Annotated in this window: 22 protein-coding genes; 10 read left to right on the forward strand and 12 right to left on the reverse strand. The window is 42.0% G+C overall.

Translation table 11 applies throughout. From position 1 onward, the window contains the following. Positions 1–39: 39 nt before the first annotated feature. Complete coding sequence (locus ACRRSW_RS11020) at positions 40–897, reverse strand: tetratricopeptide repeat protein (RefSeq protein WP_432459356.1); 858 nt, start codon at positions 895–897, stop codon at positions 40–42. 147 nt (positions 898–1,044) lie between these two features. On the opposite strand from ACRRSW_RS11020, the gene ACRRSW_RS11025 reads away from it, so the two are divergent. Continuing rightward, the gene (locus tag ACRRSW_RS11025) at positions 1,045–1,845 is read left to right on the forward strand and encodes a response regulator (protein ID WP_432453175.1); all 801 of its coding nucleotides are present in this window, start codon (positions 1,045–1,047) and stop codon (positions 1,843–1,845) included. A gap of 12 nt (positions 1,846–1,857) precedes the next feature. On the opposite strand, the gene ACRRSW_RS11030 is transcribed toward ACRRSW_RS11025, so the two are convergent. Beyond that, positions 1,858–2,142, reverse strand: a complete 285-nt coding sequence (locus tag ACRRSW_RS11030; protein ID WP_432453174.1) for an HlyU family transcriptional regulator — start codon at positions 2,140–2,142, stop codon at positions 1,858–1,860. 116 nt (positions 2,143–2,258) lie between these two features. Between ACRRSW_RS11030 and rmuC the strand changes: the two genes are divergently transcribed. Beyond that, complete coding sequence (rmuC, locus tag ACRRSW_RS11035) at positions 2,259–3,677, forward strand: DNA recombination protein RmuC (RefSeq protein ID WP_432459357.1); 1,419 nt, start codon at positions 2,259–2,261, stop codon at positions 3,675–3,677. A gap of 47 nt (positions 3,678–3,724) precedes the next feature. Here rmuC and malZ read toward each other — a convergent pair whose 3' ends face one another. Next, complete coding sequence (malZ, locus tag ACRRSW_RS11040) at positions 3,725–5,578, reverse strand: maltodextrin glucosidase (protein ID WP_432459358.1); 1,854 nt, start codon at positions 5,576–5,578, stop codon at positions 3,725–3,727. A gap of 95 nt (positions 5,579–5,673) precedes the next feature. Then, the gene (locus tag ACRRSW_RS11045; protein WP_432459360.1) at positions 5,674–6,387 is read right to left on the reverse strand and encodes a pseudouridine synthase; all 714 of its coding nucleotides are present in this window, start codon (positions 6,385–6,387) and stop codon (positions 5,674–5,676) included. Between the two features lie 48 nt (positions 6,388–6,435). Here ACRRSW_RS11045 and ACRRSW_RS11050 point away from each other — a divergent pair, with 48 nt between their 5' ends. Continuing rightward, positions 6,436–7,059, forward strand: coding sequence for a single-stranded DNA-binding protein (locus ACRRSW_RS11050; RefSeq protein ID WP_432461112.1), 624 nt, complete (start codon positions 6,436–6,438; stop codon positions 7,057–7,059). Here the strand turns inward: ACRRSW_RS11050 and ACRRSW_RS11055 are convergent. After that, a complete protein-coding gene (locus tag ACRRSW_RS11055) occupies positions 7,056–7,559 on the reverse strand; it encodes a DUF3087 family protein (RefSeq protein ID WP_432453170.1) in 504 nt (167 codons plus the stop codon). The genes ACRRSW_RS11050 and ACRRSW_RS11055 overlap by 4 nt on opposite strands. 205 nt (positions 7,560–7,764) lie before the next feature. Between ACRRSW_RS11055 and ACRRSW_RS11060 the strand changes: the two genes are divergently transcribed. Both ACRRSW_RS11060 and ACRRSW_RS11065 read left to right on the forward strand, forming a co-directional pair. After that, a complete protein-coding gene (locus ACRRSW_RS11060; protein ID WP_432459361.1) occupies positions 7,765–8,928 on the forward strand; it encodes an efflux RND transporter periplasmic adaptor subunit in 1,164 nt (387 codons plus the stop codon). A 10-nt stretch (positions 8,929–8,938) separates the two neighbouring features. Beyond that, complete coding sequence (locus ACRRSW_RS11065) at positions 8,939–12,061, forward strand: efflux RND transporter permease subunit (RefSeq protein ID WP_432459362.1); 3,123 nt, start codon at positions 8,939–8,941, stop codon at positions 12,059–12,061. A 129-nt stretch (positions 12,062–12,190) separates the two neighbouring features. Here ACRRSW_RS11065 and ACRRSW_RS11070 read toward each other — a convergent pair whose 3' ends face one another. Continuing rightward, positions 12,191–13,423: an HD-GYP domain-containing protein gene (locus ACRRSW_RS11070; RefSeq protein WP_432459363.1), complete on the reverse strand. Its 1,233-nt coding sequence runs from the start codon at positions 13,421–13,423 to the stop codon at positions 12,191–12,193. A gap of 186 nt (positions 13,424–13,609) precedes the next feature. On the opposite strand from ACRRSW_RS11070, the gene ACRRSW_RS11075 reads away from it, so the two are divergent. Next, positions 13,610–14,221, forward strand: a complete 612-nt coding sequence (locus tag ACRRSW_RS11075; protein ID WP_432453166.1) for a flavin prenyltransferase UbiX — start codon at positions 13,610–13,612, stop codon at positions 14,219–14,221. A gap of 35 nt (positions 14,222–14,256) precedes the next feature. Here the strand turns inward: ACRRSW_RS11075 and fur are convergent, their stop codons facing one another. The 6 genes from fur to ACRRSW_RS11105 all read right to left on the reverse strand — a co-directional run bounded on the left by fur (position 14,257) and on the right by ACRRSW_RS11105 (position 17,620). Further along, complete coding sequence (gene fur, locus ACRRSW_RS11080; protein WP_432453165.1) at positions 14,257–14,694, reverse strand: ferric iron uptake transcriptional regulator; 438 nt, start codon at positions 14,692–14,694, stop codon at positions 14,257–14,259. A gap of 358 nt (positions 14,695–15,052) precedes the next feature. Next, positions 15,053–15,643: a lytic transglycosylase domain-containing protein gene (locus ACRRSW_RS11085; protein ID WP_432459364.1), complete on the reverse strand. Its 591-nt coding sequence runs from the start codon at positions 15,641–15,643 to the stop codon at positions 15,053–15,055. 85 nt (positions 15,644–15,728) lie between these two features. Beyond that, the gene (fldA, locus tag ACRRSW_RS11090) at positions 15,729–16,256 is read right to left on the reverse strand and encodes a flavodoxin FldA (RefSeq protein ID WP_432453163.1); all 528 of its coding nucleotides are present in this window, start codon (positions 16,254–16,256) and stop codon (positions 15,729–15,731) included. A gap of 21 nt (positions 16,257–16,277) precedes the next feature. Continuing rightward, entirely contained in the window at positions 16,278–16,556 is a 279-nt protein-coding gene (gene ybfE / locus ACRRSW_RS11095; protein ID WP_432453162.1) for a LexA regulated protein, read from the reverse strand. Between the two features lie 19 nt (positions 16,557–16,575). Further along, on the reverse strand, positions 16,576–16,797 hold the full coding sequence (locus ACRRSW_RS11100; protein ID WP_432453161.1) for a DUF2788 domain-containing protein: 222 nt from the start codon (positions 16,795–16,797) through the stop codon (positions 16,576–16,578). Between the two features lie 55 nt (positions 16,798–16,852). Further along, on the reverse strand, positions 16,853–17,620 hold the full coding sequence (locus tag ACRRSW_RS11105; RefSeq protein WP_432459365.1) for an alpha/beta fold hydrolase: 768 nt from the start codon (positions 17,618–17,620) through the stop codon (positions 16,853–16,855). A gap of 186 nt (positions 17,621–17,806) precedes the next feature. Here ACRRSW_RS11105 and ACRRSW_RS11110 point away from each other — a divergent pair, with 186 nt between their 5' ends. The 4 genes from ACRRSW_RS11110 (at position 17,807) to astE (ending at position 24,179) form a co-directional block, all read left to right on the forward strand. Further along, the gene (locus ACRRSW_RS11110) at positions 17,807–18,367 is read left to right on the forward strand and encodes a replication initiation regulator SeqA (RefSeq protein ID WP_432459366.1); all 561 of its coding nucleotides are present in this window, start codon (positions 17,807–17,809) and stop codon (positions 18,365–18,367) included. A 40-nt stretch (positions 18,368–18,407) separates the two neighbouring features. Continuing rightward, entirely contained in the window at positions 18,408–20,057 is a 1,650-nt protein-coding gene (pgm, locus tag ACRRSW_RS11115; protein ID WP_432453158.1) for a phosphoglucomutase (alpha-D-glucose-1,6-bisphosphate-dependent), read from the forward strand. Between the two features lie 496 nt (positions 20,058–20,553). Further along, positions 20,554–23,028: a glycogen/starch/alpha-glucan phosphorylase gene (locus tag ACRRSW_RS11120; RefSeq protein ID WP_432453157.1), complete on the forward strand. Its 2,475-nt coding sequence runs from the start codon at positions 20,554–20,556 to the stop codon at positions 23,026–23,028. Positions 23,029–23,129: 101 nt separating this feature from the next. After that, positions 23,130–24,179 carry a succinylglutamate desuccinylase gene (gene astE / locus ACRRSW_RS11125; RefSeq protein ID WP_432459367.1) on the forward strand — a complete coding sequence of 350 codons (1,050 nt, stop codon included), beginning with the start codon at positions 23,130–23,132 and terminating at the stop codon, positions 24,177–24,179. The last annotated feature ends 192 nt before the right edge of the window (positions 24,180–24,371 follow it).

A 24,371-nucleotide genomic window follows, 5' to 3' on the forward strand; every position in this document is an offset into this window, starting at 1 on the left:
GCCAATATAAATAGATATTGGCTTGGATTACAGAGCTGTCTAGTAGAGTAGGCTAAAGTACTTACGTCTAAATTGAGAGGCCAGAGGATCACCATTTAAGGTCGCCAAAATATCTAAAAAGTTCTTTTTGATCTGACCATCGAGACTTTCTAGGTTTTTTTGTAATATGCTAAACAATAATTCTAAGGCCTCTTGGTTACGCCCTGCTTGTGAATATTGAATTGCTAAGTTTAAGCGGATCTGTTCATTATCTTCAGGGCTGTTTATTTTCGCTTCCAAGGCCTTTATTTCGGGGCTGTCGGCAGCTGCTTGCAATAATTCCAATTGGCTTTTTAAAGCGTGATAATCGGCTTGTTGCTCTTCTAAAGGCAAACCATTTAATAGTCCTTCGGCTTCTTCTGTCTGCTGATTATTTAACAAGGCTTGGATCAATACTAAGATGATGTCGTTGCGTTGCGGAGCAAGTTGATGCGCTTGACGAATCTGCATTAAAGCTTCGACGGGTTGTTCTTCTGCTAACAGAGCCTTTGCCTTATTGAACAGTTGTTCTTCAGGGGGAGGCAGATAACGACCAATGGTTTCACTAATCACTTCAGGGGCGGGGATCTCAGCGAAACCGTCCACTGGGCGTCCTTCTTTTAAAATAACCACAGCGGGTGCTTGAGTCACCCCCAGCTGTTGAGCCAATTGGGCTAATTCATCCATGTTCAAGCGCGCCAAAATAAAGCTAGCGTCGCTTTGTTGGTGAATATTTTGTAATAATTGGAATAGTGCTTCACATTGAGGACTAGCGGGTGACCAAAAATGAACCACCACGGCTTGATTGAATGACCCTTCTATTAATACTTGTTGGGCGTTTTCGAAACTAATATCGATAACAGATGTACTCGGCTGCATAGTGTTTCCTAAAATTTATTTAAGCTTAATTTGGTGATTAATCGCTAGTTTTTCAAGTCAAAGACCAAGATTAGCAAATTAGCGATAATAATGCGGAAATTTAACAGGTAAACTAAGCATCAGTTCAATTTATTCTAACAGGACGTTATGGAATCTTTGTCGTTAGGCGATCTTACAATTTTATTGGTCGAGCCATCTAATATGCAGCGCAATATCATACGTACTCGTTTTCACGAAGCGGGCATTGATAACTTTTTAATGGCTGAAAACTGCCAACAAGCGGTGAACTTGGCAATTCAGAGTGCCCCCGACTTAGTCGTAAGCTCGATGTACTTTATGGATGGCACCGCGACGGATTTAGTGCAACAGTTACGCGCTAACGACTTAAGCCGTGATATCGCCTTTATGTTGATTTCGAGTGAAGCCTGCCACCATACCCTAGATGCGATTAAACAGGCTGGGGTGATAGCAATTTTACCGAAGCCTTTTGAATTTACTCATTTGTTAGCCGCATTACAGGCGACGATTAGTTACATAGAACCGGATGCTTCTTATCTGGCTAATATTGATTATTCAAGCAAACGAATTTTGGTGGTCGACGATAGCCAAACCGCGCGGCGGCACATTTCTAAAGTGCTGGAAAACATCGGTATTCGTCAGGTGCTGGTGGCTGAGCACGGACAACAAGCCTTAGCTTTGCTTGAACAGCATCCAGTTGATTTAGTGATTACTGATTACAATATGCCGGTGATGGATGGGGCGGCTCTAATTGAGTCTTTGCGACAGCATCCAAGGTTTTGTGATATTCCTGCCTTGATGGTGACATCGGAAAATAATGGCGCGAAGCTTGATGGAGTTCGTCAAAGTGGTGTCTCAGCTTTAGTCGATAAGCCTTTTGATATTGATGTTGTCAAACAAGTCTTAGCGAGCTTGTTTGACCATCAATAAGTGATTCCGCCATTATTCGAAGATCTGATCACCCATTTGATCGATGAAAGTTTTACATTTATGCACCGCCAGTTCTGCTGCATCTTCAGCGCTGGCGCAGGTATCGGAGCGAATAAAATGATGTTGTTTTACTTCATCGGCAATGGTTTTGCTAATCATTGCTGAGACACGATACTGACCATTGGCTGACTGTGGGCAGGCGGCGATAATAAAACCTTTATATTCTTGCTCAGGGTAGCTTTTGGCTGGTGTGGGTGTAGATTCAAATAATTTTTTAAATGCCGAAAAAATACTCATCTTAGTGAATTTCCTAAAATTAAACTAAAAATATTAGTGCGACGGCGCGTTTAGCCCTCACCCTAAGGTATGATGCATGATAACGAGCATCTCATCTTAAGCGCAATGGAATTACCGTGATATTAGAGTTTATTTCATCCCAGTTTAGTCAATTTAGCGGTCTATCGACCATCTGCCTATTGTTGTTAGTGATTTTGCTTTATATACAAAGGCAGCTTTCTCGACGTTCGATGAAGGAACAATTCGCTGGATTGAAATTACAGCTTGAGCAAACGAGTGCTCAATTAGTTACCACGGGCCAAGCTTTGGAAGACGCGACTACAAATCTTCATCAGCAACAGTTAAAGAATGCAGCTTGTGAAAATGAACTCCATCATTTACGCGAGTTGTCAGAGCAATTTCAGGCTAACCAACAATTGTTACAACGTGAGCAGCAACGCTGTGCGCTGTTGCAACAAAAAGACCTTAACTTACAAGACCGGATCCGTTACCTAGAACAGAGCGAAGCTCGAGTGAGTGCTCAGTTTGAGCTGTTAGCTAACAAAATTTTCTCGGAAAAAGGTCAAGAATTACAACAACAAAGTAAGCAAAGTATCGAAGCGGTATTGCAACCTTTAAAACAACAGTTAGACGGTTTTAAACAACAAGTTCAAAGCAGTTATGAGAATGAAGCCAAACAGCGACATTCACTAAAAGATCAAATCGTCACTTTGCAACAACTCAATCAGCGAATGAGTGATGATGCGGTAAAACTAACTAAAGCACTTAAAGGCGATAATAAACAGCAAGGGGATTGGGGAGAATTGATCCTCGAGCAAATTTTGCAATCTTCTGGTTTGCGAGAAGGTTATGAGTACCACACTCAAGTGATGGGGGTAAACCAACACGGGCAGAAAATAAAACCCGATGTTGTGGTTAAATTGCCGAATGACAAAGCGGTGATCGTCGACTCAAAAGTCAACCTTGTGGACTATGAGCGCTATTTTAATAGTGAAGACAAAGAGCAGCAGCGTAGTGCTTTAAAGGCACATGTTAAAAGCCTACGTCAGCAAATTATTGGTTTAAGTAAAAAAGATTACCAAACCTTATATCAGCTGAACTCTTTAGATTACGTATTACTATTTGTGCCGATTGAAGGTGCCTACCTTAGCGCGCTGGAGCATGATCCCCAGTTGATTAAGTTTGCGATTGAAGCCAATATTTTGCTAGTGAGTCCTAGTAGTTTGATGGTTGCCTTGCGAACCATTCAGAATTTATGGCGCAGTGAACATCAACAACAGAATGCACAAATCATTGCGCAACGCGCTGGTAAGTTATTTGATAAGTTTGTCGCTTTTACTGAAGATTTAACGACACATGGCCAACAAATACAGCGAGCTTCTGATAGCTATCACAGTGCGATGAATAAACTTAGCTCAGGCAAAGGCAACTTGATTAGGCAGGCTCAACAATTGAAAGACTTACAAATTAGTTCAAGCAAATCGCTAGCGGATAATTTTTTGGAAAACAATAAATTGTCAGATGAAGGGGCGTGAGGGTAGCACTGCCAAGTATTCGTATTGGCAGTGCTTTGAATGTTACTCTACATCGCTGGTCGGTGTTCAATAGAGCTGAGTATTTGTGAAGATTGGGCGGCACATTCAATCGTTAATTGATTGTGATTGAGTGTTAATTGTTCTCCAGATAATCGTTCAAGGTAGCAGCGTGATTCCAGTACGAAATGTTCTAACGAGATGGTGAGTTCTTGGGCTGGCCCGCGATTGACGACCACAATACTGTGTTGACCAGGTATCCAACGTAGATAGACCCAGATGTCAGCTTTTTCTGCAAGACTTATCAGATCCCCCTGTTGTAGTTCTATACGCTCTTTACGCAATGCGATTAAGCTTTGGTAATGCTTGAACAGCTTGTGATCCCATTGATCTTGATCCCAAGGGAAGCTGCGACGACAGTCTGGATCGTTGCCACCAGTGACTCCCACCTCGTCCCCATAATAGATAGAGGGTACACCGATATAAGTGAGCAAAAGCGTTACGGCGATCTGCTTCAGTTGACGATTTTCTTTGACTAGATGTAAAAATCTTGGGGTATCGTGACTGTCTAATAAATTATATTGGGCGAGTTGATTAGCAAATGGGATTGAGGCTCGGGCCTCGGCAAGCCAGGTTGCTAAATCGACTCCGCTTAGGTGAATTGGTGCATGTCTTGGTACGTCGGTGTCGGTGAGAAAGGCAACCACAGGATGGCAAAATCCATAATAATTCATCGCGCCGTCTTGTTGTTCGCCTTGTAACCATTGGCTAGCTTCTGAAAAATGCTCTCCGATCATATAGGCTTGTGGGTTGGTTTGTTTAATCGCGTTTCTAAATTGGCGGATGTGATGCGCATTATTTAGAGCGCTGTTGTGTTCACCGAGCATGTGTGCCACATCAAAGCGCCAACCATCAATTTGATAGGGCGGTTTGAGCCAATGTTTAAGCATGGCGTCTTTTCCAGAATAGATCGCTTGCTGAACTTCTGGCTCAGCAAAATTCAGCTTAGGCAGACTGGTAATCCCCTTCCAAGACCAGTAGTGGCCGTCGTTATCAAAATGATACCAATTACGATAGGGAGAGGAGGGATGATTATAAGCGCCGTTTTTGCCTTGTTGATAGAAGTCGATCCAAGGGTGTTGATTCGAGGTATGATTTACAACAGCATCGAGCATTAACTTCATATGTCGTGTTTTTAAGGCTGCGCTTAATGATATTAGCGCCTTGTTTCCGCCAAAGTGAGGTTCAACTTGCCAGTAATCAACGCAGTCATATTTATGGTTGCTGGGGGAAGCAAATATTGGATTCAGGTAAAGAGCGGTGACTCCCAGTTGTTGAAGATAATCGAGTTGTTGCTCGATACCTATTAAATCACCACCGTAAAATTCGGTAGCGCCGGTTCCTGAGTGAGTTTTTGCTACTGGCTCTCCCCATTGTTTTTGCACCACAGGCCGACCATCTTGGTGATATTGATAGGTATCGGCGGACGGGGTTATGTCGGGTTTGCCATTGGCGAACCTTTCAGGAAATATCTGATAAAAAACCTGTTGTTTGACCCATTCAGGAGGCTGAGCATCAGAATGAATTTTAAAGTGATAATGTTTTTGAGGAAGGCGCACCGACTCACCTGCCGCATGCAGATAGACTTGTCGATCGCTATAGACAAATTTAAAGCAGTAGAGAGTATGGGGAGCATGAACACTCACCGGAATTTTAACTTGCCATTTTAGCCAAGAGCCACTGGTTGAGCAGCGCTGCATGTCCATGAATAGTTCCTCATGGTCTGGCTCAATTCGAATCAGGAGTTGTTCATATTGCTCTGCTGGATCAGTATACAAGGTAATGAGGTAATGCTCGGCTTGTCGAACGACTTGGCTTTGCGGATGAAATCTAAAACTTGTCATTTCTATACCTCGCTGGTTTGCAATCTTGCTTCGTTCGATTCGTTGTCAAACAACAGATTGAGCTTAACACTGTAAATTTACTAATGATTTATGAGTCATTTGGCTTGTTCAAAACTTGCGATTTCCTGGGGAGTCAAGGTTCTATATTCACCCGGTGCAAGTTGTTCATCGAGCTTTATTTGCCCAACTTGCCAACGATGTAAACCAAGCACTTTATTCCCTAAAGCGGCAAACATACGTTTTACTTGATGATATCGTCCTTCGGTAATTTGTAGGTCAACTTCTGTTGCACTGAGTGGCTCAACTAAAGCGGGTTTGGTTAATTTATCTTCACCACGCAACAAAATACCTTGTCGAAGTTGCTCTAAATCATGCAAACTGAGCGATTCTGCTAGTTGGACTCGGTAAGCTTTATATTTCCCACTGTTGGGGCTAGTGACGCGATGGGACCATTGTCCGTCAGTGGTAAGCAGTAGTAAGCCACTGGTATCTAAGTCTAAACGTCCGGCTGCATGGAGTGCAACGGGTGCAGCGGTGGTAATTAAAGAGAGCGCACTTGGATGACCCGCTTCTGCTGCAGTACTCAGGTAGCCCGTGGGTTTATGGAGCATGAAATAATGCTGAGAGATTAAGCTTAATGGTTGACCATCTAGATGTACTTGTTGCTCCGCATACAGCGTTTGTTGTGCTTGTACCCTCAATTGGAGGTCAATTGTCACTCGCTTATTTTTGATTAGTTTTTTAGCATCACTGCGGGAAATGGACATTGCTTTTGAAAGGTATTTGTCTAATCGACAAGGGTATTTCATAATGGCCCTAATATAAGCATAAATGAGGATAATAACGTTAAATTGGCTATGACAACAAACGCTTTATGCCGCTCAGATATTGAATTATTGGGCAACATTGTAACCAAGCAAGTGACCCTTCGTTATTTTAGCGATGGGACTGCTATCACTCAATTTGACTTGTTGGTAAAGAAAAAAACGAAACCGCCAGCCAAGGAACGTGTAGATGTGTTCACGGTTACTGCACGCGCAGATGAAGCGGAGCGCTTAAAACAATATGCCAAAGCCGGAGATGGGGTGGTTGTCAAAGGGCGACTTAGATATCAAAAAGACTCTGAAGGGCGGATTATTAGCGCCATAGAAGCAGAACAACTAAGTTTTATTGGCGCGCCTACCCAGTTGTACTGGAACAAGTTAACCTTAGTTGGCCAATTGCTTAGTAAGTCTTCATTACGTCAGAGCGTGAATAACCAAAGTTATTTAAAGTTACAGCTAGCCACTGATGACGCGGAACCGGCACAGCTTACCAGCTGCAATCTGTGGGGTTACCCCGCAGAATTAGTTGATAAGCAATCGAATGTAGGTGACAAGCTAGTGATTGACGGTAGTCTAAAGAAAGCTTTTGCCGAAGACTTGCTCATTTCTCCGGTGCTGGTCGATGGTCATACATGTGTTTTGATCAACCAGTTCTAGTAAGCTTTTAATATCTCGCTGTGGTAATCGTTTATATTAATAACAAGACCTTGTTTTGCGATTGCCTCATCAAGCTGCTGTTCGGATAAATTCAGTTCAGTTAGCATGAGAGTGTTGTCGTCAAGTTGCCAAATTTGACGGCTTCCCTGATAGCTAAACTTGATTGCAGTGAAGGCATTCAATTCAGCTCGATCACAAGCTTGCACGAGAGAAGACATCTTTCGATTAATTTTGTTTAGTTCTTGTTTTAAATTCCAAATATAGACGACCTCATCAAACCAAGGCTGATTTTTGCAATAGCGAACGATTGGAAACATCGACACCACTGCGCTCACGACTCCAAGCAGATTGAATATAAAATTATCATCATTCTTAGAAAATAAGTAAATCCAACAACTTGACCAAACTAAGCTTAAGATAATTAATACCGTAGATATGCCAAAGTAGCAGTATCGGGAGCGAGTCTGATAACGTTGTTTGTCTACTGGTTTTAGTTGCATTATTGTTCCGTCAACGATATTTAAAGAGAATGATTCTAATAAATTATTAGTCATTATATATGACTAAACCGTGACTTTTATATCGCTATTTTTGATGATTTAAAAAAACTATCAATTATTCCAAATTCTCTAGTTTTCAGTTTGTTAGTTAGCAACTATGATAAACTTATAGTTTCCTCTTTTATATTGTTAACAAGGAATATTTATGAAGCGTTCCAAGGAAATAGGCCGCATATCTTCGGTGTTAGGAATGATGCTTTTGTCAGTCTTTTTTGTGAGTGGCTGCGATAACGCACCACCTCCAGCACCAAAGGTCATAGCAAAGGTTAAAGTTTTAGAAGTGACCACCAGAGAAGTCAGGCCAAGTAACGAATTTGTTGGCAGAACTGAAGCCACCCAAGATATTATTTTAAAAGCAAAAATTAGAGGTGAATTAGTAAAAATTAATTTTGTTGAAGGGAGCATTGTCGAAAAGGATCAGTTGCTTTTTGAAATTGATCCTGAGCAATATACTACCGCGCTTAACGCTTCAAAAGCTTTAGTGGCTCAAGCGAAAGCTGCATTTGATACCGCGGTTCTCAATTTTAAACGCGGTGAAGGTTTAATTAAAGATAACTTCATCAGTCAATCTGATTACGATAATTTATTATCGAAAAAGCTTCAGGCTGCCGCTGCATTACAGAGTGCCCAAGCTGATTTAGACAATGCCAAGCTAGAACTTGGGTATACCAAGATATATGCGCCATTTACCGGACGGATTAGCCGTTCAGCTGTTTTTACCGGAGATTTGATTGTGCCGGAACAAACTGAATTGGCGAGTTTGGTGCAAATGGAACCTGTTTGGGTAAATTTTCAAATCCCAGAGAAAACTATTATGGCTGCGCAACGTGCCCATAAATCGATATCTACACCTTTCAAATTGGGAGATTTCCCAGTCAAAATGCGTTTCCCTGATGGCAGCATGTATCAAGAAACGGGCAAGATGGACTTTGTGGATAATCGGGTCGATGCAACGACGGGTACTTTGGCGATTCGCGCCGAATTTGCCAATAAAGATGATCTGGTGGTGCCGGGCTTGTATGTCACGGTGATCATTGAGTCACCTAATATGCAACAAGTGATGCTGATCCCGCAGCGTGCGGTTCAAGAAGATCAACAAGGTCGATATGCATTAATTGTGGATAAACAAAATATAGTTCAACGAAAAAACCTTGAGTTAGGGGAACGTTACGGGATTGACTGGGAAGTGAAAAACGGATTGGACAAAGGGGATTTAGTCATCAGCGAGGGCTTACAAAAAGTTCGTATTGGTGCTGAAGTCGAACACGAGATGGATACTATCCAGCCTTTCACTGAAGCTCAATCTTAAGGAGTCGGTGATGATTAGTAAGTTTTTTATTCATCGACCCAAATTTGCCTTTGTTATTTCTATTGTTTTAACTTTGGCTGGCTTGTTGTCGATCCCGGTATTACCGGTTGCTGAATTTCCCAATATTTCTCCGCCTTCCGTTTCGGTGACGACCAGTTATCCTGGTGCGAGTGCCGATGTGGTGGCAGACACTGTGGCCAAGGTTATTGAAGCCGAAGTTAACGGCGTTGAAAATATGATTTATATGGAGTCAAAAGGCGCCAATGACGGCAGTTACTCCTTAAGCGTTACTTTTGAAGTTGGTACCGACGTTGACATGGCGCAAGTGAATGTGCAGAACCGGGTTCAGCAGGCTATGCCTCGTCTACCTTACGAGGTCCAGCGCAGCGGAATTAAAGTTCAAAAGCAAGATCCCAATATTTTGATGATGCTCAACTTGATATCACCCAATGAAGGTTTAGATAATTTATTTCTGAACAACTATTTGGGGATCAACATCAAGGATAACCTTGCCCGAGTGAATGGGGTATCAAAGGTTAGCATTATTGGTGGGATGGATTACTCAATGCGGATTTGGTTAAATCCAGACCGAATGGCTAGTTTAGGTGTTAGCGTTGATGACGCGATTGCGGCTATCGAAGAACAGAATATTCAAGTTGCCGCAGGCCGGATTGGTGCAGCACCTGTGCCCCAGGATCAACAGTTTCAATATACCTTATCCACGAAGGGACGTTTAAGTCACCCCGAAGAGTTTGAAGAAATTATCGTTCGTTCCAATCCGGATGGGAGCGCCGTATATTTAAAAGATATCTCTAGGGTTGAATTGGGGGCGGCAAGCTATGATGCTGAAGCAAAACTGGATAATAAGGACTCTGCATTACTGTTTATTTATCAAACCAGTGGTGCCAATGCTTTAGAAGTCGCAAAAGGTGTTAGAGAAGAACTGGATCGCTTAAGTGTTCAGTTTCCCGAGGATATGGATTACAAAATCCTTTACGACACGACAGAATTTGTTCAAACCTCGATTAATGAGATGTTAGAAACGCTGTTGATTGCGGTGGCTTTGGTTATCTTTGTGGTTTATGTTTTCTTACAAGATTTCAGGCAAACCCTAGTACCTGCTATCGCGATACCGGTCTCATTGATTGGTACCTTTGCATTTCTATTGGCAACTGGCATGAGCATTAATACTGTTTCGTTATTTGCTTTGATCCTTGCAATTGGGATTGTGGTCGATGATGCGATTGTGGTTGTGGAAAATACCACCCGTTTAATGCAAGAAGAAGGTTTGAACGCTGTCGATGCGACTATCAAATCGATGCAAGAAGTCACAGGCCCTGTGGTCGCAACCACTTTGGTACTGTTAGCTGTATTCGCCCCTACCGCTGTGATGCCGGGAATCACTGGACAAATGTATGCTCAGTTTTCCATTACCATTTGTATCTCGGTACTCATTTCTTCCGTGAATGCCTTAACCTTGAGTCCGGCACTATGTGCCTCTTTATTAAAAACCCCTAAAGTTCATGAAAAGGGCTTTCATGCTGTCTTTAACCGCTATTTTGATAAAGCCACTGGGAAATATAGTGGTTTTGTATCGGGGATGGTCAGAAAGTTGTCGATTGTTGGAATTGTTTATGTGCTATTGCTTGGTGCGACTGGCTATTTTGCAACTTCATTACCGACTGGTTTTGTACCGACTGAAGATAAGAAGGCATTTTTTGTAGATGTTCAATTGCCTAATGGTGCATCAATTAACCGAACCAAAGACGTAATTGGCAAAATGGTTGACGAACTCAACCAGTTGGATGGTGTGACTAACGTTATTTCGGCTAGTGGTTATTCAATTATTTCAGGCGCGGTGTCTTCAAATGCGGGGCTTATGGTGGTGATTTTATCCCATTGGGATGAACGTAACGATCCCGCATTAATTGAGTCGAGTATTTTAGCAAAAGCAAATGCTGCGCTGAGTCGTTATGGCGAAGCGCAAGCGATGGGATTTTCGTTGCCGGCTTTACCGGGGGTGGGGACCGTCGCAGGTGTTGAGTTTTATATTCAAGACACCTTGGGGCGAAGTCCTGCGCAATTGGCTAGTGTGATGCGGGCTACCGCAGTAGAAGCCGCAGGCGTTCCGGAACTAGCCGCTGCTTTTAGTACTTATCGTGCGGATGTACCACAACTGTTCGTTGATGTTGATAGACAGAAAGCAAAAGTGCAGGGGGTACAATTGAATAGTATTTTTACCACGCTGCAAACGATGCTAGGCTCTAAATACGTCAATGATTTTAACCGTTTTGGTAAGGTCTTTCGGGTATACATGCAAGCCGAAACTGAATATAGAAACTCTGAACAAGATATTTCTCGTTTCTATATTCGCAATAAGTTTGATGAAATGGTCCCTCTAACAACTTTGGTGACTGTTGAGCCTAAATTGGGGCCGGAGTATATCAACCAATTTAACTTATATGGCGCAGTGAAAATGAATGCTTTCCCAGCACCGGGCTATAGTACAGGGCAAGCGATTGAAACGGTTAAACGAATTGCGGAAAATAGTTTTCCGGTCGGTTATACCTACGAGTGGTCAGGGCAAACTTATCAGGAGTTAAAAGCTGGTAATTTGGCACCGCTTATTTTTTCTCTAGCCCTCATTTTTACCTATTTGTTCTTGGTCGCTCAGTACGAAAGCTGGACGATACCTATTTCAGTGATGCTTGCGGTACCTATCGCGATTTTAGGGGCTTTTGTTTACATTTGGATTATGGGTTCCGATGTGAACTTATATACTCAAATCGGCTTGGTTTTATTGATCGGTTTAGCCTGTAAGAATGCTATTTTGATTGTTGAATTTGCCAAGCAATTGCGAGAAAGCGGTATGACAATTCGAGATGCTGCGGTAAAAGCTGCTCGCCTACGTTTTCGAGCCGTATTGATGACTGCCTTCTCGTTTATTCTTGGGGTGATCCCCTTAGTGATTGCGACTGGTGCAGGGGCGGCTAGTCGCGTGTCTTTGGGTTATGCGGTGATGGGCGGGATGATCGCCGCCACCCTTGTTGGGACTTGTCTGGTGCCCGTTTTTTACGTAATGATGCAAAGTATGAGAGAAAAAGTAAAAGGTAAACAAGACATTATCGAATAATAGTCCAATGACTAACTTAGATAAAAAGCGGAAATCAGTTGATGATTTTCGCTTTTTACCTAGAACACGCGTAAATGAATTTATTTGAAGTGAAGTAAAGCTAAAAATAGTAGGGCTAACGGATTTGAATTATTCTTGCTCGGGGTCGAAGAAATAACAACAGCGAAGTTTAGGGTCGAAATTCTTAATTAGCGCCTGTGGTACGTCTTCCCATTTTACAGTTTGACTAATTTTGACGTCTGACTTACTGAGATCGATGACGCTAGCATTGCTGAAGCTTTTACCTTTTTCTAAAAGTAAAACTCTCGGTTTAAGTTTTTGTTTAGGGTTGCTCGACATCACCATTGCATAAGTTTGATCGGATAAGCTTACTATGGAGCCGGGGGGGTAGATACCTAAAGTATTCATTAACTGCTCTAAGTATAACTTGTTATATTTTGTTCCTGCATACTTATAGAGAAAGGCGAAGGCTTCTTGAGGTGTGAGTTTTTTCTGATGTGGTAAAGGTGAACATAGGTGTTCAAAAGCATCAACAATCGACAGTAACTGAGTGGTTTTATCTAGCTCTTTTGCTTTTAAACCTTTTGGGTAGCCGCTACCATCTAATCGTTCATGATGATTTAGCACCATCGGCAGAATTTCTTTTGGAAATGAACCTGCTTTTTTAATCAGGTCAGCACTAAATTTAGGATGAGTTTCAAAAAAACTCTGTTCTGCGGATTCCCATTCATTGGGTTTTCTGCGGATCTGCTGGGGAACTTTGAGTTCGCCAATGTCATGAACCATCGCCGCAATACACAACATCGAACATTCTTTCTCAGTAAAACCTAAATTCTTGGCCACTAAAGCAGAGAGAACAGCGACATTTACGCTGTGGAAAAAAATATCTTCTTCGCTACTGGGTTCCAAAATAACATAAACACTATGTGGTGATTTAGATTTAAACATCAGTTGTAAAGTGATATTTATTTGTTCGAATATACTGTAATAAGCTTCTTCAGGTTTATTGGTAAATTTAGTCAAGGCCAGACGAAAACTCTCTGAATTACGTAAGAATGCTTTATTCGCACGTTTTTGAGCGTGCCTTAATTCTTCTAGTATTGCTTGTTCCGGATCGATTTCTGCGATTGCTTCTGGTGCTTGCTCGTCGGTCGTAGCCGTGGTCACTAAGTTAACGTTAACGGTTGATTTATTGGGGAAAACTGTAATCACATCTAGGCCTAAAGAACGAACAACAGTTAATTGTTCTTCATTTTTTATTTTGAAGCTATTTCGCATAAAAGGGTGGGCAGTCCAACCAATCGGTAAGCTAATATAATGACCAACCTGTAAGCTGTTGGTGGGGATTTCTACTTTAGACATAAGCCCGTTACATAAATTCCTTTTCCTTATTGTAGTTAATACCTTAGTTTTTATAAATGCTTTAAGCTGTATAATTAGTCGCTTAGCCGAATTAATGACGTTACAATTACCCTCAAGCCGAAAATCTTGGTATAAACCTGCCTCTCTTGCAGGATCGCTCTTAAAATCGAGTACAGTATTTACTGAATGAAAAACAAACATATAACCTTAGCTATTACTGGCGCGTCCGGTGTTATTTATGCTATCCGGGTACTTGAGTTGCTCATCGAAAAGCAATTTACAGTGCATTTATTGATATCTAGTGCGGCAAAGGTCGTTATTGCAACGGAATTAGGCGAACAGTGGCCAACCGCAAAAGATAAAGTAGAACAGTTCATGCAGGAACGTTTTAAAGCTCAAAAAGGGCAAATTTTGTTACCTGGTAAAACGGATTGGTTTTCGCCTGTCGCTTCAGGCTCTGCTGCACCTAAAATGATGTTGGTGTGTCCTTGTAGTATGGGAACTTTGGCATCAATTGCGATGGGCCTATCAGATAATCTGCTGGAGCGAGCTGCTGATGTTGTCATTAAGGAAAAGGGACGTTTAGTCTTAGTGCCGCGGGAAATGCCTTTTTCTGCAATTCACTTAGAAAATATGTTGAAGCTCGCCAGAATAGGGGTTGATATATTGCCAGCTTGCCCTGGTTTTTATCACAACCCACAAAGTATTGAGCAACTCGTCGATCATGTGGCCTCAAGGATCCTCGATCATTTAGGGGTAGATAATCAGCTGGTAGGGCGTTGGGGATATGCTCAATAGAAAACAGGTGTATGTTGTTACACCTGTTTGAGTTGTCAGTTTTCTTCAGAGTTTTCTGTACAATCTTGTTGAATACAGTGCCCATAAAGATAAAGACTATGATTAGTGAGTTGAATACCATTGTTTTTAGCAATGTCGCGCTGGCGTTGCTCGATCACTTCGTCGTTAAATTCGATGACCTTCCCACAATCAAGACAAACTAGGTGGTCATGATGATTTTGAGTATTTAACTCAAATACTGACTTTCCGCCTTCGAAGTGGTGACGCGTAACAATACCTGCATCATCAAATTGATTCAGTACTCGATAAACGGTTGCAAGGCCAATTTCTTCGCCTTGTTCAAGTAGTAATTTATATAAATCTTCGGCACTGATATGCTGGTTATTCGGCGTTTGTAGCAAATCCAGAATTTTCATTCTGGGTAGCGTAATTTTAAGACCCGCTTTTTTTAGTGCGTGATTATTATCAGACATAGGTGATTTTTATCCCTTGCTGTTATCCATTCCATAACTGCCCGTAGTATACGGGCTTACGCACTAAACACAAAGCCCCAAGCTAAAAACTTGCTGCATTGATGTGGGTTAAGCCAGCGAATTTGTGCACTTGGCTTCGTTTTCGCGATGAACCACTACTCGTAGTGACTCGCCGATTACTGATGAAGCTCGCACATAGACTAGCGATGATAGTCACTAGGAAAAACTGACAGGTTTATTCCCGCTATGCCCTCTAACAGTATGCTGTAATAGTTTGTTTCTACATAAGCGCTGCAGATAGATGTGAACTCTTGCAATCAAAGTGGAGCTAAAATGGAACGCTCTGTTAGTTTAACCGCTAATTAGTTTGGCTGAGGTTTTGTTTGTAACGTTTAATGACTTTACGGACATAATCTTGGGTTTCTTGGTAAGGAGGGATCTTAAAACCATAGCGTTTTACGGTATTTTCTCCTGAATTGTATGCGGCAAGCGCTAGTTGCAGCGATTGGAACTCATCTAATAACCAGCGAAGATAACGGCTCCCGGCCTCTATATTTTGCTCTGGAACAAAGGGATCGGTGACTGAAAATCGTTTTGCCGTTGCAGGCATTAATTGCATTAAGCCCATCGCGCCACTGCGTGAAACAGCATTGTTTTTATAATTAGATTCAGTTGCAATGATGGCATGGATTAAGGCCGGATCGAGATTGTATCGCTTTGCGGTGTCAATAATCAGTTGTTGATAAGCATTGTTGTTGAGTGGATTTGGGGCCTGTACGATGGATTTTGGTTTTGCAAATGCTTCCGGGGTGCGCATTAACAAACGCCATTTTGAGTCTTTTTTCTCTTGAGAAAAATGCATAACCCCTTGTTGGTCCTGATAAAACCAAACATCGGCATAGCTAGAAAAAGACACTATCAGTGAAATTAATAACAGTAATTTTGGCAATGCTCAACACCTCTAGCCAAAGTTAAGCATAATTATTGCCAATTGTGTTAGTTTATTAAAGAAAAACTGGGCTTTGCCCAGTCACTTAATCTTCTAACTCGGCCAAACACATCTCTTGGTAGACTTGCTGACACCAAGCTTTCACGCGTTCTTGAGTTAACTCCGGCTGGCGATCTTCGTCAATGCCTAAGCCTACAAAATGTTTATCGTCAGCTAAGGCTTTAGATTCTTCAAAATCGTAACTCTCAATTGGCCAATGCCCAACAACGGTAGCACCTTTATTCACGACGATATCGTTGATGGTACCCATCGCATCTAAGAAATACTCAGCGTAGTCTTCTTGGTCGCCGCAGCCGAAGATCGCAACCAGTTTTTCTGAGAAGTCAATTTGTTCCAGGTCAGGGAAAAAATCATCCCAATCACATTGTGCTTCCCCATAATACCAAGTGGGGATCCCTAATAGGATCAGTGAAAATTCATCAATGTCTTCTTTGGTCGACTTGGCGATATCTTTCACTTCAACTAGTTTTTTACCTAACTCTTTTTGGATCATTTGTGCAACGGCTTCGGTGTTGCCGGTGTCACTGCCAAAAAATATACCTACGCTTGCCATATTTTTCACCTGTATTACAAACTATTGATTTATTGAAAATTGACTATTCAATATTTTTTCAATCAATTCACTTCTGCTAATACCTGATTCGTCAGCTAATTGATTCAGTTTTTCGAATAGGTGTTGTTCAACTTTTAATTCTATTCTTTTAAGCCCATTTGCACGATCTCGTTTAAGTTGATTTCGTTTGTTGGCTTTCAATTGATCTTTGCGTTCTAAGGGGTTGGTTCTTGGCCGACCCACTCTTTTTTCGCTCGCAAATAGATCAATTGTGGTTCGATCTGTATTTTGTTTTGCCATTACTTTTAGAAACAACCGTTTAGCCTAAACCACTACCTTCCCAAGATAGCTGAATTAAGCCTTTTGCGACAAAGCCTGCACATCCTAAAAACAATACTAACCATACAACGGCGCGGCCGAAGGGGGGAACATTGCCTTTTTTGAGTACATCTTGAATAGCCATGCCAATAAGAAAAAATAAAATAACAAAGCCAATCGTTAAGGCAAGGCTTTCTATTTGATCGATGTATTGAGCAAACATGGCTATCCTCGGGAGAAAATTCGACGCGCACTATATCACAAAGCACAGCGAGGTGTTAAATATGCGTGCCTAAAAAACGCTCAGTCAAACGATTGAAAGTAGCAGGTTTTTCGGCATGTAGCCAATGTCCGCTCGCCGTTATTACTTTTAATTCAGCTTTGGGGAACTGTTGTACGGTACTGAGTTGCTGCTGACTAACAATATAATCCGAATTTTGTCCTTTGATAAACAAACAAGGCTGATTAAAGACGCCTAAAGGTTCCCAGTCAATAATATTGTGGTAGCACCGAGATAATCGTTGGACATCAAATAACCAAGTCCAACCATTTTCTGCTTTAATTAAGGACTTAAGCAGAAATTGTCTAACACTTGGTTCATTAATATAGTGGGCTAACAATTGGTCAGCTTCGCTTCGACTGGTTACGGTGGCTACATCAAAGCTGTTTAAACCGCTAAATACCGCTTGGTGGTTATGTTGGTAGGCGACAGGTGCAATGTCTGCCACCACAATTGCAGACACCAGGTCAGGGTAAAGCTGGGCGGTGGCCATTGCGACTTTCCCCCCCATCGAATGGCCGACAATAGCACATTGCTCAATCGCCAGTTGGTCGCATAGATCTTTTATGCTATTCGCTTGGGTTTGGTAATTCATTGATTCGCTGCGTGGTGAGAAGCCATGATTGAGCGCATCAACACTAATCACTTGATAATCATTTTCAAGCAAATGTTTCGCTAATATACCTAAATTAGATAAGCTGCCAAATAGGCCATGAATTAGTAAAACGGGGTAGCCCGTTCCTTGTTGTTTGTAGTGCAATTTCAAAATTTACCCTCTGCTCATTCGTCGACTAGTCTGCCTATATCTCCTCGTATCTACAAGCCCTAAAAGGTGAGTTTAGTGGGCAAAATTTCAGCTTTTAATAGACTTATAAGGGATTAATGATGAGTTATTAACTTTGCTATGTATAATAAATCCATATTTAATCTGGCTTTATAAATAAAAATGGCAATGAAGACTATAGAAATTGAAGATGACTTGTATTTATACATTGCGGGACAAACTCAGCACATCGGCGAAAGCGCCTCTGATATCTTAAGACGCTTACTGGATGCACAATCCCAATTAAATGCCAGCTCAGAGTTAAATGATGCTCGCGTTGGTTCTCAAGCACTACCGTCTGTGCCAGCAGAACCAGTGATGGGCGAAGATGTCGAAGCGGATAAAGTTATTTCTTCTATACAGCATGTTGAATTTGATTTTTCTGGTATCGCAGAAGCGGGCAGCTCCACCAAACGATTTTTAGCTTTACTCTCTCAACTTTACTGCTTAGACCGCTCTCGTTTTGCTAAAGCTTGTGTGATTAAGGGGAGTAAGCGGGAGTACTTTTCTCAAGCGAAAGAAACATTGTTAGCCTCTGGGAAAACGAGTAAGCCCCAAGCCATTCCTGCCAGCCCTTACTGGGTGATCACCAATACTAATACAGCCCGAAAACGTTACATTCTTCAGCATGTCGCTAGTGAGATGGGCTTGCAAGCAATACAAATAGAGCGTGTATGCGAGGCGCTCTAAACTTTTTTATTTTATAACTTAAGCAACGGAGACGCTATTCATGGCTATTCATCCTTTAGCAGGTAAGCCAGCTCAGGCTGAGCACCTAGCAAACATCCCACGTCTGGTCGCAGATTATTATTTGCTTGAACCCGATGTGAATGTACGCGAACAGCAGGTGGCATTTGGTACATCAGGACACCGCGGAAGTTCCAGTCAGCGGGCTTTTAATGAAAACCATATTTTGGCGGTCAGTCAGGCGATTGCAGAATATAGGGCAGAGCAGGGCACAACTGGTCCTCTATATATAGGTAAGGATACTCATGCTTTATCTGAACCAGCATTTTGCTCGGCAATTGAAGTGTTTGCTGCGAATGGTGTTGAGGTTCGCTATCAAGAAGGCTTGGGCTATACCCCAACGCCAGTTATTTCACATGCGATTTTGGCCTACAATCGTTTAGGTAAAGAACAAGCAGATGGCGTAGTGATTACACCTTCTCACAATCCACCAGAAGACGGTGGCTTTAAATATAATCCGCCAAATGGGGGCCCCGCCGATAGTGACGTGACCAAGCTTGTTCAAGATCGGGCCAACGAAATTTTAGCCAATGATCTAAAAGACGTGAAACGTTTAAGCTACGACGCCGCGATTAAAATGCCGTCAATTGAAGCGATTGATTACATCAAACCTTACGTAGACGATCTAGCCAATGTATTGGATATGGATGCGATTGCTAAAGCAAAAGTTAAAATTGGTGTTGACCCTCTTGGTGGAAGTGGGATTGCTTATTGGCCTGTGATTGCCGAGACTTACGGTTTAGATATTGAAGTTGTTAATAAACGGGTAGACCCGACGTTCTCATTTATGACTTTGGACAAAGACGGTCAAATCCGTATGGATTGCTCGTCGCCTTATGCGATGGCGAGTTTAATTGCGCTTAAAGACAAATTTGATGTCTCGGTTGCCAATGATCCTGATTATGATCGCCATGGTATCGTCACCAAAAGCAGTGGCCTGTTAAACCCTAACCATTATTTAGCGGTCGCCATTGATTATCTGTTTTCTCACCGCGAGCAATGGCCTGCCACTGCCGCCATTGGCAAAACACTAGTGTCCAGTTCAATGATCGACCGTGTTGCCGTAAAACTTGGCCGCGAGTTAAAAGAAGTGCCAGTTGGCTTTAAGTGGTTTGTTGATGGTTTGTTCGATGGCAGCATCGCTTTTGGTGGAGAAGAAAGTGCTGGCGCTTCTTTTCTTCGCAAAGATGGTGGCGTTTGGAGTACTGATAAAGATGGCATCATTTTAGCCCTGCTGGCTGCCGAGATTATTGCAGTTACAGGCAAGGATCCTGGTGAACACTATCAAGCTTTTGTCAATCAATTTGGTGAACCTTGTTATAAACGTATTGATGCACCTGCGAGTATCGAGCAGAAGGCAGTACTAAGCGCGCTTGATCCAGCCATGGTGGAAGCTCAAACTTTAGCTGGCGAGCCGATCATCGCTAAGTTGACTCGTGCTCCGGGTAATGATGCGGCTATCGGAGGACTTAAAGTTGTCACCGAGAATGGTTGGTTTGCGGCACGCCCTTCGGGCACTGAAGCGATCTATAAGATCTATATGGAAAGTTTTAAGGGTGAACAACATTTAGCCCAGATAGAACAAGAAGCCCAGAGCATCGTTTCGGCGGCCTTAGCGAAAGCTGGTCTATAAGCCCCTCTGTCACAATATGCGAATTTAAATTCACATATTGTGACTTTTTATTAGATGAAAACGTATGCCAGCTGTATTAAATTGCACAAACTGTAATATTCTTGTTACAAAGTGCTCCTACAATAACCAAGCTGAAAATGTATTTAAACCTGCTCCCAAGACCCCGTATTAATTGATTCCGATCAACATTTTTTGTAATTTGCCAATGAAAGCATTTTCAAGCTCTAGGCTTTTCTAGGGTTTTCTTTACACTTCGTTTCAGTTCTTTTAGTTAAAATGTACTTTTGTAAATAAATGCATAAAAATTTAGTGTTGCGAGAGGCTTTTTTAACTAAATGTGATGTCGAACGTATATAATATTCGTTTGCATCGGTAACATGAGCTTGGAAATTCTTCCGGGCACTTGAAATTCACGACTAGCATTTGTTGTTCGGTTAACCAACTGATGCTACGTTTGAAGATGTCACCACAAAGGTTAGATACAAAGGAAATCCACATGGCCGCTAAAAAGGCAAAAGCAAAAAACGCATTAGCGTTATCGAAAGAGCAATTTAAAGATTCAATCCTGAAGCATTTGCGCAGTACGCTCGGTACTGACGAAGGACGCGCTAATAATAAGGCGTGGTGGAAAGCAACATGTTCGTCAGTCAACGAGTTGGTCTTTGAGCGTTTAACTGAAACGTCAAAAGCAAATGCAGAAAATGATTCAAGGGCTGTTCATTATTTTTCTTTAGAATTCTTGATGGGTCGTTTAACGGTCAACAATCTGCATAATGTTGGTGTTTTCGAAGCCGCTCGTGATGCGTTGAGCGATTTAGGCAAAGATATTAATGACATCTGCGATGAAGAACCAGACATGGCCCTTGGGAATGGTGGTTTAGGTCGTTTGGCGGCTTGCTTCATTGACTCTTTAGCGACTTTAAATTACCCCGCGGTCGGTTATGGCATTCACTATGAACATGGTTTATTCCGTCAAGAAATTCAAGGCGGTCGCCAAATTGAACGCCCCGATAGCTGGCGCGAGTATGGTAATCCTTGGGAAATTTGCCGTCCAGAGTCAGTTCAGGAAGTCCCTTTGTACGGTTATGTAGAAACCGTATTCGGTGAAGATGGCAAAATGCGTAAAGTTTGGCACGCGGGTCGTCAAATTAAAGGTGTGCCATGGGATATTCCAGTGGTTGGCTACGAGGCTAAAACTGTGAACGTATTACGTTTGTGGGAATCTAAAGCCGCTGACTTCTTTGATTGGGATGTATTTAATGCCGGTGGTTATATCGATTCTCAGGCGGAAAAATCTCAAGCCGAAGCGGTCTCTAAAGTACTTTATCCAAACGATGAAAGTGAACAAGGTAAAGAGCTTCGCTTGATTCAGCAATATTTCTTCTGTGCTTGTTCACTGAAAGATATTATTCGTCGTTATAAACGTAATCACACCGACTTCTCACAGTTTTCTAAGCAAGCGGTAATCCAGTTAAATGACACTCACCCAACTGTCGCTATTCCTGAATTGATGCGTATTCTGATCGATGAAGAAGGGCTGGTATGGGACGACGCTTGGAAAGTATGTAGCGAAACCTTCGCTTATACTAACCACACTCTATTGCCTGAAGCTTTAGAAAAATGGGCTGTTTACTTGTTCGAGAAAGTCTTACCTCGTCACCTTGAAATCATTTATGAAATCAACCGTCGCTTTTTAGAAGATCAAGTTGAAGCAAAATGGCCTGGTAACGATGAAATGAAGCGCCATTTGTCTATCATCGAGGAAGGTGAAACACGGATGGTCCGCATGGCTTACTTATGTGTTGTCACTTGTTTCAAAACCAACGGTGTGGCAGCCATGCACTCTGAATTGGTAAAACAGGATTTATTCCCCGAATTCAGTGAATTATGGCCAGAACGTTTTGAAAACGTCACAAACGGTGTCACGCCTCGTCGCTGGTTGCTCGCTTGTAATGAAGAGTTGGCTAGTATGTATACCGACTTAGTTGGCGATCAATGGCCTCGTGATCTGACTTTATTGAGTAAAGCCAACGCTTTTGCGGATGATGCTAAATTCCAGAAGCAATTCATGGATATTAAACACACCAAAAAAGTTCAACTGGCTAAAGTAATCCAAGAGCTATGTGATGTTGAAGTCGATCCAAATGCGATTTTCGATATTCAAATCAAGCGTCTTCACGAGTACAAACGTCAGCATCTAAACGTGCTACACATTTTGGCCCTATACCGTCGCTTGTTGGAAAATCCTAATTATGAAATGAACAAACGTGTGTTCATCTTCGGTGCGAAAGCGGCACCGGGTTACAAGCTAGCTAAAGATATCATTTACGCTATCAACAAGATCGCTGATAAAGTTAATAACGATGAGCGTATTCAAGGTAAGTTGAAAGTCGTATTCCTACCGAATTACCGGGTTACACTGGCTGAAAAATTATTCCCAGCTGCAGATGTTTCTGAGCAGATTTCTACTGCCGGCTATGAAGCTTCCGGCACTGGTAACATGAAATTTGCGCTGAACGGTGCATTAACTTTAGGTACTCTTGATGGTGCGAACGTTGAAATTGCTGAAGAAGTGGGCGAAGACAACATCTTCATCTTCGGTTTAAATTGTGACGAGGTGAAGGCACTTAAAGCAGCTGGCTACAATCCATGGGATTACTATTACGGTAACCCAGAATTGAAAGCGGTTCTTGATTGGTTAGAAACTGACTTCTTTACGCCTGGCGCACCAGGTGAGTTGTCAGCGATTAAGCACAGCCTGTTAGAAGGTGGTGACCCTTACCTATGCTTGGCTGATTTTGCGTCTTACTCTGAAGCAAATATCGCAGTTGATAAGCTATACAGCGACAAAAAAGAATGGGCACGTAAAGCAATTATCAACTCAGCGTCTGTCGGTAAATTTAACTCTGACCGCTCAATTGAAGATTATGTTGATCGTATCTGGCATCTTGAAAAAGTCTTGCCTAACTAAGCTCAGTTTATGAGATACAAAAGGGGGACTTGGTCTCCCTTTTTTTATGTCTATAAAAACCGCATACTGTGTTGTTCTTAACAGAAATGAAGGGATGAGAAGTGTCAAAAACCGCATTATTAAAACAAGGTATATTGGCCTATACGCTCGCATCACCACGAAGTACAGACACCTTTAGCTTTTACTTGCAGAATAAAACCAAGGTTACAGTGAAGGGAGCAGGGTTATTTTTATTTGAACCGAAGACGACTGCCCAGCGGGTGGTGATTTTATCTGCGGGGATCCATGGTAATGAAACCGCGCCGATTGAGTGTTTAGATGTTTTGGCTTCTCAGATATTGAGCGAGCAATGGCTTATTTCTCAACCGACTTTAATTATTTTGGGAAATCCGCCAGCCATGATTGAAGCAAAACGAGAATTATCGGTGAACCTCAATCGTTTGTTTACCGGACAATATCAACAGTACCCGGTATGTTATGAAGTGAATCGGGCAAAACAACTGGAACAAATGGTGGCGGATTTTTACCAGCTATATCCTAAGCTGACGCGTTATCATCTTGATCTACACACCGCGATACGCGCATCCAAATACCCTAAGTTTGCAGTTTACCCTTACACTCATGAAAAAGCTTGGAAGCTTAGTAGCTTAGCGCTGTTACAAGCCTGTGGTGTAAATTGCGTATTATTCTCAAATCAAGCAGCGGCAACATTTAGTTTCCACAGTAGTTTTGTTCATGGCGCAATAGCATTTACCGTGGAATTGGGTAAAGTCCAGCCTTTTGGGGAAAATGATTTGTCAAACTTGGCTGACTTACAATGCAGCCTGATTCGTTTAATGAGTGCTGAGCCATTGGATATATGGAATTTTCAAGCTGAGCAGGCTCAGCTGTTTGAAGTGAGCGATGTGATTGAAAAAACCAGTTCAGAATTTCGGTTTAATTTTAGCCCAGAACAAGCCAATTTTAGTGAGTATCCAAGTGGCTATTTATTAGCCCGTGATGGCGTAAACAATATCGTTATTGAGGACGGTCCGAAAGCAATAGTTTTTCCAAATGATAAAGTTGCCATCGGTCAACGCGCAGTTCTGTTGGTAAAAAAAATGAGTCGTCAGTCGCTTTCCCGGGCGTATGTTTCTGGGAAGCTGGTTTAATAAATTTGCAAGAAAGTTGAATGATATATAATCAGGTTTGATTTCTACAGAGTTAAATTTTTATATTCAACCATTTGCTTAACAGGAAGCGCTGTTGTTTAAATGATTTTTAGATGATTGATTTGTTACAACGAAAGGCATGCAGAAGGGCTTTTTGGCGTGATATAATCCCGTCAAATTTTAATACCTTGT

It is taken from the genome of Agarivorans sp. QJM3NY_25 (genome assembly GCF_050870875.2).
GTDB lineage: Bacteria > Pseudomonadota > Gammaproteobacteria > Enterobacterales > Celerinatantimonadaceae > Agarivorans.